The sequence below is a fragment of the Desulfovibrio piger genome (assembly GCF_012843875.1).
Lineage (GTDB): Bacteria > Desulfobacterota > Desulfovibrionia > Desulfovibrionales > Desulfovibrionaceae > Desulfovibrio.
Window position 1 is genome coordinate 1 of the sequence record NZ_JABAFY010000077.1, and the last position, 7,549, is coordinate 7,549.

The following is a 7,549-nucleotide window of genomic DNA, read 5'->3' on the forward strand; positions in this document are numbered from 1 at the left end:
AAGAAAAGCTTGCGGGGAGGGAAACCTTTTTGGAAAAAGGTTCTCCCTCCCCGCGCCCCTCCCTTCCAAAAACTTTTGCCGCTGGGTCTGTGCGAGGATGAGGGGCCCTGCGGTGAGGCCGGATGACCGGCATTCCGTAAGGCCATACGCGAGCACAATGGAGCTGCGGCGAGGGCGAGGCAGACAAGGGATCGCGGGGCGTACCGAACTAGGCAGGTGGCGTTGCGGGCTGCCGGAGTAATGCAGCGATTTTTTGGGGGCCCTTGGCTCCCTGTTGGAATATTTTCTGAAATCCTTGTGGACAAGCGGACAAGAACAGGGCACTTTGCCCTCCGCAAGATATTACTGATGGAGCTGGATCGATGCTGGAGATCATGACGGAACGTTGTTGCCTGCGTCCCATGACGGATGCGGATTTCCCGGCCCTGTGCCGTTACCTGCAGGATCCCGGTGTGATGTATGCCTACGGGCATGCCTTCAGTGACAGGGAAGTCTGGGACTGGCTGCGGCGCCAGCAGGCCCGCTATGTGGTGCCGGGATACGGTGCCCTGGCCGTGGAGCTGCGGGAAACGGGCGAAATGATCGGCCAGTGCGGCATCACCATGCAGGACTGTGCGGGGGTGACGGCCTGTACCGCTGCGGCTGATGGTGAGGAGGGCGGGCAAGCTCCGGCCGGAGAAGAGGAGGGGCCTTCCGCGTTGCTCAGCGAGCGTATCGATGCCACGCCCCGGACCTTGCAGGTCCCGGAAGTTGGCTATCTGCTGGCAAAGAACTACTGGCACCGCGGATATGCCACAGAATCGGCCCGTGCGTGCATGGAATTCGCTTTTGACGTACTGGGTGTGCCAGAAGTCTTTTCGTGCATCAGAGACGATAATACGCCTTCTCTGGCGGTGGCCCGGCGCAATGGTATGGAACTGTGCGGACGCTTCAGCAAGCATTATTACGGGCAGGATATGGAACACCTGCTCTATGTGGCCCGCAAGGAAAGCTGGGGGACATGGATGACTAAATGCTAGGGCAGGAGGAAGGATAGGGGCCGTCCTCCACGGACTCTTCCGGGGCGTGCTTCCCGCTGTGGGGTATATGAGGAAGGAAATGAAGCTGAGGGACTCGTGTCTGGGGAGACAGAGTCCCTTTTATTCTGTACGGGCTGATCTGGGCACCATTGCGGCACACTAGTGACCATGTGGAGGCTTTCCCTTTTGGGGAAAAGTTTTCCTGTTCTATGGGGGACGTTCCCCGGACATGGGGTGATGGCGCAGACCGGCGGCGATACTCTGCCGGGAAAGAAATAGGCGGAGCATTATCGACCGTTGACGCAGGGGCCTTCATACCTTTGTCCCGGTGTATCACGGCAAATTGTTGCGGCCTGTCTAAATGATGACGTCCTGCTCGGCGATGACGCGGCAGGGCAGGCCAGTACGTTGCGGGTCATCTTGCCAGAAGGTGAAGACCGTGAAGGGCTTGCCCGGCATCAAATCGCCGAGGCCGCAAAGATTTTCGATGACATGCACACCGTGGCGTTCGCAGTGCCTGTCCACCTGCTCGTGTTCCGCGTGACGGCGGATGCCGGGACCGTCGATACCGATGAAACGTATTCGCCGGGCCAGCAAGGCGTCGATGAGCTCCGGGGCTAGCTGGGGATGGTCATGGAAATAGGCGGGTTCCCCGTATGCATGGCGTTCGATCCGGCCGGTGCGAAAAAGGACGAAGGCCCGGGCCGGGATGGCGTCCAGATCCACATCCGCAAGACCGGCTTCGTCCGTGTGTCGCACATCCGCCAGCCCCCCCGGGCAGCGGAAGGCCTCCAGCGGGATGTGGCGGCATTCATAGACATCCAGGTGCGTGCCCACATGACCCAGTGCTATGTGGGCATTGTCTTGCTGCCGGGCCCAGATCAAGGCAGGATAATCCGGGGCGATGACGGTGGTCAGATCGAGAAGCATGGGGCCTCCTGCTGCGGAAACGTGCGGTTATGATGCGGAGGAAGGACGTTTTCGGACAGTTATGAAAGACGCCTGCCTGCAAGAGCGGGCAGGCGTCTTGTACGCTTGCGGGACCTTTTTCCGGGAGTGCCACAGGCCGCATAAGAGCGGGTTTTGGGGGAGAGGGGAGGCCCCTTTTTGCCGCAAGCAAAAGGGGTCTCTCCCCTCAACAGCTCACCCGGATCAGATCAAAACTACATGCCCGCGGCGCGGCGGATGCGGGCCAGGCTGGCGTCCTTGCCCAGGAAGGCCATGATCTCGGGCAGGTGGGGGCCGCCCATGAAGCCCATGAGGGCCGTGCGCAGGGCCGGGGCCACGTCCTTGAACTTGAGGCCGTTGCCTTCGATGTAACCGTGCAGGGCGGCTTCGAGGCTGGGGGCGTCGAAGGGATCGCAGGCGGCGAAGAGTTCGGCCACGGCATTGAGGTGGGCCTTGCTGGCATCGGTCAGGTTCTTGGCGCAGGCCTTTTCGTCATAGGCCAGCTCGTCGGCGCTGACCAGCAGGGGACGGAAGGATTCGGCCAGGGCCTTGAGGTCCCCGGCGCGCTCGCGGAACATGTGACACAGGGCGGCCAGCTTGTCGTCGGCGACATCGGCGGGCAGACCGGCTTTTTCCACGAAGGGACGCACCAGTTTGGCCAGTTCGTCCAGGGGCATCTCACGCATGAAGTGGGCGTTGATCCACTCCAGCTTGGCCGGGTCGAAGGCGGCGGCAGCGGGGTTGAGGCTGGTACCGTCGAAGAATTTGATGAGCTCTTCCTGGGTGAAGATCTCCTGGTCGCCGTGGGACCAGCCCAGACGCACCAGATAGTTGACCAGAGCCTGGGGCAGCAGGCCGTCGTTCTGGTATTCGATGACGGCGCGGGCGCCGTGACGCTTGGAGAGCTTCTGGCGGTCGGGGCCCAGGATCATGGGCACATGGCCGAAGGTGGGCACGGGCAGGCCCAGGGCTTCGTAGATGAGGATCTGGCGGGGGGTGTTGGACACGTGGTCGTCACCGCGGATGACGTGGGTGATGCCCATTTCGTAGTCGTCCACCACCACGGCCATGTTGTAGGTGGGCATGCCGTCGGCGCGGCGGATGACCATGTCGTCCAGTTCGCTCACGTCCACGGCGATGCGGCCCTTGACCATGTCATCGAACACGACCTTGCCGGCCTGGGGGGCCTTGAGGCGCACGCAGCGGCCTTCGCCGGGGCCCAGGTTGCGTTCACGGCAGCAGCCATTGTAGCGGGGCTTCAGGCCCTGGGCGCGGGCTTTTTCGCGCATGGCTTCCACTTCCTCGGGGGTGCAGGAGCACCAGTAGGCGTGGCCGGTCTCCAGCAGCTTGTCCACATAGCTGTTGTACAGCTCGGTGCGCTGGGTCTGGTAGTTGAGGGGGCCGTCCCAGTCCAGTCCCAGCCAGCGCATGGAAGCCAGGATGGAGTCGGTGTACTCCTGCTTGGAGCGCAGCAGGTCGGTGTCCTCGATGCGCAGGTGGAACTCGCCGCCGAAGTGGCGGGCCAGCAGCCAGCAGAAGATGGCGGTACGCGCGCCGCCGATGTGCAGATGGCCCGTGGGGCTGGGCGCGAAACGGGTAACGACTTTATTCATGGTACTGTCCTTCATCGACGGCAGGCCGTCGAGGTGATTTTGCGGTCGGTATGCAGGGGGCGTGCGGAGCCTTGCCCCTGCGGCTGTAAGGCAGGGCAGGATAACCCCAATACGCCTGCCTTGCAATGGCGGGCAGCACATGGGGAGCGGCGGGCATCTTGCGCCTCCCCGGCCGGGGGTGCTACAGCGGTGAGGCGGTCTTACCGCATTTTCATGCCTGTGCCTCAAGGAGAAGATATGAGCACCCAGACTGTTGTCATCAAGTATGGCGGCCATGCCATGGACAAGGACGAACTGAACGCGGCCTTTGCCGACGACATGGCATTTCTGCAGCAGAGCATGCGCCTGGTGGTGGTGCATGGCGGCGGGCCCCAGATCAACGCCCTGCTGAACCGCCTGGCCATCGAGAGCCGTTTTGAGAAGGGCCTGCGCGTGACCGATGCCGACACCATGCAGGCCGTGGAGATGGTGCTGTGCGGCCAGGTCAACAAGACCGTGGTCAGCCGTTTCTTGCAGCACGGCGCCCGTGCCGCGGGCCTTTCCGGGCGTGATGCGGGCCTGCTGCGGGCGCGGGTGAAGGACCCTGTGCTGGGCCTGGTGGGCGATGTGGAAAAGGTCGATGCCTCCGTGCTTTCCTGTCTGCTGGACGGCGGCTTCTTGCCCGTGGTGGCGCCAGTGGCCTCCGGTCCTGAAGGCCAGGCCCTGAACATCAATGCGGACACGGCGGCCGGTGCCGTGGCCGGGGCCCTGCATGCCGACTACTTCGTGCTGATCTCCGACGTTCCCGGCGTCCTGGATGCGGACAAGAAGCTGATCCCCTCCCTGGACCGCGCCCGTATCGCCGAGCTCATCGAGGCCGGTGTCATCAACGGCGGCATGATCCCCAAGGTGCAGTCCTGTCTGCATGCCCTGGACGAAGGTTGCTCCCGGGCCCTGATCCTGGATGGCCGCCAGCCCTCCAGCCTGCGCCGTTATCTGCTGGACGGCGAACCGCTGGGCACGGTGGTCACGGCCTAGTTTTGCGGAAGAAAGGATGCCGGGAGGGCCGTCCCTTCCCGGCGCTGCCAGTCCTTGCCGGTACCGGGGCCGGTATCCCGCCTGGGCGGGGAAGGCCCGGTGCCGCCATGTGCACTGTAACTTACTGAGATCCCGGCAAGGGATCATTTGGAGGAGTCATGACACAATGTGCTGCTCCCAGTGCGGCTGCCATGGCCGCCAGACGGGCCATGAAAAAAAGTTTCCAGACGCGGGGCATCCTGACGGCTGTCTCGTCCGGTATGGTCTACGGCATGTACACGGCCTTCATGACCTACGCCATGGCCATGGGCATCTGGGCCGTCTGGTACGGCGAGAATTCCGGCCTGTCGGAATTCGCGGTCCTCTTTCTGCTGAGCGCCCTGGGCGCCGGCCTCACTGACGGCTGTGCGGCCATCTGGGCGCTCATCATGGCGGCCCTGCGCGGCAAACTGGGCGACTTCGGGCGCAGCTTCAAGACGCGTCCCGGCATGATGATGCTGGTGGCGGCCCTGTTCGGCGGCCCCTTCGCCTCCACCTGTTATGTGGTGGGCCTGCAGATGGCCGGCTCCATCGTCGTGCCCATCAGCGCCCTGTGCCCGGCCATCGGCGCCATCCTGGCCCGCTTCCTGTTCCGGCAGCCCCTGACGCCCCGCATGATGCTGGGCATCCTGATCTGTCTTTCGGCCAGCGCCCTGATCGGCTTCTCCAGCATGGGCGGCATCGAGGCGCGTCCCCATATGATGCTGGGCCTGTTCTTCGGCTTCCTGGCCGCTCTGGGCTGGGGCATCGAAGGCTGTGTGTGCGGTTACGGGGTGTCCATCATCGATTCCGAAGTGGGCATCACCATCCGTGAAGTGACCATCGGCATCTCCAACCTCATCATCCTGGTGCCCATCCTGGGCTGGATCGGCCAGACGGACGGCTTTGCCATGCTGGGCAAGGCCCTTGCCGACGTAGATTCCATGAAGTGGTTCGTGGTGGCCGGTTTCCTGTGCTACTTCAACTTCATGTGCTGGTACCGGGGCAACGCCATGTGCGGTGCGGCCCTGGGCATGGCCTGTAACGGCGCCTATTCCTTCTGGGGGCCCTTCTTCTGCTGGCTCATCCTGGGCGTCGTCTTCGGTCTGGACGGCTGGAACATGGTGCCGGTGGCCTGGGTGGGCGCCGTCCTGATGGTCGTGGGCATCTTCACCATCGCCACCAACCCCCTGGCCCTCTTCCACAGAAAGGAGCAGTAGGATGAGACCCCTGAACTTTGCCATCCTCAAGTATCTGACCACGGTGGACGAAGCCTGTCCCGAAGACATCATCGAGGCCCTCAAGGGCGCTTATGGTTCCTTCCGGGCCCTCAATAAAAAAGACATCCTTTCCGCGCTGATGACGGCCGAGGTCAACGGCCTTGTCCAGGAGTCCCGCTTCGAGCTGGACGACAAAGGCGAGCTGTGCATCTACTACCGTGCCCATGAAGAAGGCGCGGCCACCATCAACCGCTACATCCCCGACTAGCAGGGAGACGCAGCCATATCCGCATGAAAAAAGGGACCGCGAACGCGGTCCCTTTCCATTTTCACGGCTGGCCGGATCAGCCCCGCAACATGCGGCACAGGGCCGTACGGACGGCGTCGAAGGCTTCCTCGCCTTCCATGCGCAGCGTCCCGCCCGCGGCGTTGCGGTGGCCACCGCCACCGAACTGCACGGCCACGGAACGTACGTCCGTGGTGCCCGTGGAACGCAGGCTGAGCTTGTAGACGCCGGGCGCGTCCTCCCGCAGGATGCCGGAGGCCTCCACGCCGCGCAGGCGGCGGAACTGCTCCACCAGCCCTTCCAGATCTTCCTTGAGGGCCCCGCACTGGCGCAGGTCTTCCAGACGGGCCAGCGCCAGGGCCGCGCGGCCGTCGCAGCTGATCTCCACACGCTGCATGAGCCGGGCCCAGAGCGCCATGCGGGCCGGGCTCCAGTTGTTGTCGAGCTTTTCGCGCAGCTTGTGGATGTCACAGCCGCTGTCGCTGAGCAGGGCCGCCAGGCGGAAGACGGCGGCCGTGGTGCTGCCGTGCAGGAAGCCGCCGGTATCGGTCACCAGCCCCAGGGCCAGGGATTCGCCCAGCGGGCCCTCCGGCCGCAGACCGGCCGCTAGGCAGACATAGGCCGCCAGCTGGGCCGTGGCCGCGGCGGCGGGCTCGATCCAGTTGTCGACCGTCCCCATGCCGTCGCTGCCCAGATGATGGTCGATATTGACGATGGCCGTCCCGGCAAAGCGGCCTTCCAGAGCCGCGGCCAGATCGTCGCCCAGGCGGTGGGGCTCGCCGCAGTCCAGCAGGACCAGGGCCTGGGGCTCGAAGGGCAGGCGCTCAAGGCTGGTGAGCAGCGTGCAGGGCAAGGGAAGGAAGGACAGATAGTCCGGTACGCCCGAGGGGCTGTAGAGGACGAATTCCTTGCCCATGTCCTTCAGCAGCCAGCCCAGGGCGCTCATGGAGCCCAGGGCGTCACCGTCGGGGTTCACATGGGCGGCCACCAGCACCCGGTCCAGACCGCGCAGGCTCGTCACCATGCGCGCGGCGGGCTCGCGCCAGTTTTCGGGTATCTCAGTCATCAACGGCATAGATCTCTACCTCGCTGTCGGTCATTTCTTCGGTGCAGACGGCTTCCATCATCAGCGCGCACTTGTCCATGCGGCTGCGCAAATGGCTCTCGCTATTGGAGATGGACGTCACGGCCAGCCGCAGGCGGGTCAGGCTGTTCTCGGTGCCTGCCTCGGCGATGGCCACGTTGAAGCGGTTGCGTACCTTTTGCTTCAGACTGTTGGCCACACGGCGCTTGGCCTTGAGGTTGTCGTTGCCGTCAAGGGCAAATTCCACAGTCAGGACTGCTACGAACATGGGCATGGTATCGGGCCTCGGGAGAGGCAAGGCCGGGGGAAGGGGGACGCTTTTGGAAAAGCGTCCCCCTTCCCCC

8 protein-coding genes are annotated in these 7,549 nt (G+C 63.9%); 4 read left to right on the forward strand and 4 right to left on the reverse strand.

Features of this window, described 5'->3' with window-relative positions:
• Positions 1-362 precede the first annotated feature (362 nt).
• Positions 363-1,019 carry a GNAT family N-acetyltransferase gene (locus HF854_RS11790; protein ID WP_168936467.1) on the forward strand — a complete coding sequence of 219 codons (657 nt, stop codon included), beginning with the start codon at positions 363-365 and terminating at the stop codon, positions 1,017-1,019.
• 357 nt (positions 1,020-1,376) lie between these two features.
• Here the strand turns inward: HF854_RS11790 and HF854_RS11795 are convergent, their stop codons facing one another.
• Complete coding sequence (locus HF854_RS11795; protein ID WP_168936468.1) at positions 1,377-1,949, reverse strand: cyclase family protein; 573 nt, start codon at positions 1,947-1,949, stop codon at positions 1,377-1,379.
• A gap of 233 nt (positions 1,950-2,182) precedes the next feature.
• Positions 2,183-3,580 (reverse strand): glutamate--tRNA ligase, encoded by a 1,398-nt coding sequence (gene gltX / locus HF854_RS11800; RefSeq protein ID WP_168936469.1) that lies wholly within the window; start codon positions 3,578-3,580, stop codon positions 2,183-2,185.
• 237 nt (positions 3,581-3,817) lie between these two features.
• Between gltX and argB the strand changes: the two genes are divergently transcribed.
• The 3 genes from argB to HF854_RS11815 all read left to right on the forward strand — a co-directional run bounded on the left by argB (position 3,818) and on the right by HF854_RS11815 (position 6,103).
• A complete protein-coding gene (gene argB, locus HF854_RS11805) occupies positions 3,818-4,597 on the forward strand; it encodes an acetylglutamate kinase (RefSeq protein WP_006008566.1) in 780 nt (259 codons plus the stop codon).
• 158 nt (positions 4,598-4,755) lie between these two features.
• Positions 4,756-5,835 carry a hypothetical protein gene (locus tag HF854_RS11810; RefSeq protein WP_168936470.1) on the forward strand — a complete coding sequence of 360 codons (1,080 nt, stop codon included), beginning with the start codon at positions 4,756-4,758 and terminating at the stop codon, positions 5,833-5,835.
• 1 nt (position 5,836) lies between these two features.
• Positions 5,837-6,103, forward strand: coding sequence for a hypothetical protein (locus HF854_RS11815; RefSeq protein ID WP_168936471.1), 267 nt, complete (start codon positions 5,837-5,839; stop codon positions 6,101-6,103).
• A 76-nt stretch (positions 6,104-6,179) separates the two neighbouring features.
• On the opposite strand, the gene HF854_RS11820 is transcribed toward HF854_RS11815, so the two are convergent.
• Together HF854_RS11820 and HF854_RS11825 are read right to left on the reverse strand one after the other, a co-directional pair.
• Positions 6,180-7,196 carry a DHH family phosphoesterase gene (locus HF854_RS11820; protein WP_168936472.1) on the reverse strand — a complete coding sequence of 339 codons (1,017 nt, stop codon included), beginning with the start codon at positions 7,194-7,196 and terminating at the stop codon, positions 6,180-6,182.
• A complete protein-coding gene (locus tag HF854_RS11825) occupies positions 7,180-7,473 on the reverse strand; it encodes a DUF503 domain-containing protein (RefSeq protein ID WP_040370061.1) in 294 nt (97 codons plus the stop codon). The genes HF854_RS11820 and HF854_RS11825 overlap by 17 nt, the downstream gene beginning before the upstream one ends.
• Positions 7,474-7,549: the final 76 nt, after the last annotated feature.

Excerpts from the sequence above, each read along its gene's own strand:
- HF854_RS11790 (WP_168936467.1), top strand. The coding sequence starts at position 363 with ATGCTGGAGATCATGACGGAACGTTGTTGCCTGCGTCCCATGACGGAT.
- HF854_RS11795 (WP_168936468.1), bottom strand. The coding sequence starts at position 1,949 with ATGCTTCTCGATCTGACCACCGTCATCGCCCCGGATTATCCTGCCTTG.
- gltX (WP_168936469.1), bottom strand. The coding sequence starts at position 3,580 with ATGAATAAAGTCGTTACCCGTTTCGCGCCCAGCCCCACGGGCCATCTG.
- argB (WP_006008566.1), top strand. The coding sequence starts at position 3,818 with ATGAGCACCCAGACTGTTGTCATCAAGTATGGCGGCCATGCCATGGAC.
- HF854_RS11810 (WP_168936470.1), top strand. The coding sequence starts at position 4,756 with ATGACACAATGTGCTGCTCCCAGTGCGGCTGCCATGGCCGCCAGACGG.
- HF854_RS11815 (WP_168936471.1), top strand. The coding sequence starts at position 5,837 with ATGAGACCCCTGAACTTTGCCATCCTCAAGTATCTGACCACGGTGGAC.
- HF854_RS11820 (WP_168936472.1), bottom strand. The coding sequence starts at position 7,196 with ATGCCGTTGATGACTGAGATACCCGAAAACTGGCGCGAGCCCGCCGCG.
- HF854_RS11825 (WP_040370061.1), bottom strand. The coding sequence starts at position 7,473 with ATGTTCGTAGCAGTCCTGACTGTGGAATTTGCCCTTGACGGCAACGAC.